Source organism: Bacillus sp. AFS023182, from assembly GCF_002560575.1.
Lineage (GTDB): Bacteria > Bacillota > Bacilli > Bacillales > Bacillaceae_G > Bacillus_A > Bacillus_A arachidis.
In genome coordinates, this window is sequence record NZ_NTRO01000139.1 from 1 (window position 1) to 1287 (window position 1287).

Genomic DNA, 1287 nt, shown 5'->3' on the forward strand with positions numbered 1-1287 from the left:
TTGGTCATATCCCCGTCAAGTAGACAATAATAAAAAGAGTTTTATGCCACGGCCTTTTCCCGATATTCTATCGGGGAAAGGCCGTGAAGTTTTTCTTGGAATCGCTCTTGATTGTAAAATGTAATATATTCTTGGATTGCTCGATAAGTTGTTTCATATGTTTTTGGACGCACTAAATACAACTTCTCTGTTTTTAAATGAGAGAAGAACGATTCAATACATGCATTGTCAAAACAGTTCCCTCGTCTAGAATGACTTCCTTTTATCTTTAATTGTTCTAACTGTTTTGCGTAACCTTTTGATGTATATTGAAAACCTTGATCAGAATGTAGAAGGGTTTTAGTAGTACGCTTGATTCCTTCTAACTGTTCTAATGTAGAAAGTACAAGCGCTAAATCGTTTCGATGTGATAACTTCCATGCCACGATTTCATTGTTATACAAATCTAAGACAGCTGACAAATAAGCAAATTCTTCTCCAATTCTTATGTATGTAATATCTGTTACTAATTTTACATGTCTCTTATCCGCATAAAATTCTCGATTCAGATGGTTTTGAAACACAATCGATGCTTTCCTTCCGTAAAAAGGACGTTTTTTCCGAATCATAGAACGGATTCCTAATTCATGCATCAAACGTCTAACGCGTTTGTGATTCATATACATTCCTTCACGAATCAAAGCGCGGGTCATACGTTTGTATCCATAATACGGGTGTTTCCGATGGATAGATAAAATATGCTCTTTATGCCATGTATCTTTTTGACGGCGCAACGCTACATGGGAGCGGTTTTTTCGCCATTTGTAGTAGCCAGCTTTCGATACTTCGGCAATTTGTAATAACCAACAAAGGGGATATACTGTGCGTAGTCTATCGATAATCGAAAAACGTTCTTTCTTTAAGACCATTCCTTCCCGTGTAGATTTGGATTGCGCTTTTTTAAATATTCCACCTGTGCTTTCAAATAAGCATTTTCTTCTTCTATACTATTAAAATGCTTTCGCTTCCATATGCCACGTTGATCTTCAAACGATTGTCCTTTTTCGTAACGTTTCACCCATTCAACAATTTGAGCGTCACTTTTAATTCCTAACTGTGCTCGAATGAATTGTAATGTTTTTCCTTCCTCTAATCGAAGTCGAACGGCTTCTTGTTTTACTTCTTCTGTATATGTTTGAAATGATTGTCCTTTTTTCGCCATAAAAAAATCCCCTCCAGATAAACAATATTAAGTCCATCATACCAGATGGACTCTTTTTTACTGTCTACCTAAATGGGATAATACCA

General features: G+C 36.1%; 1 protein-coding gene. It reads right to left on the bottom strand.

Annotated features, from left to right (window positions below):
- Positions 1-41: 41 nt before the first annotated feature.
- Positions 42-1201, bottom strand: a protein-coding gene (locus tag CN288_RS27640) for an IS3 family transposase (protein ID WP_098303623.1) whose coding sequence is annotated in 2 segments (ribosomal slippage) — positions 42-943 and positions 943-1201 — 1161 coding nt in all. Because the reading frame shifts where the segments join, the coding sequence is not laid out codon by codon here.
- Between the last annotated feature and the right edge of the window lie 86 nt (positions 1202-1287).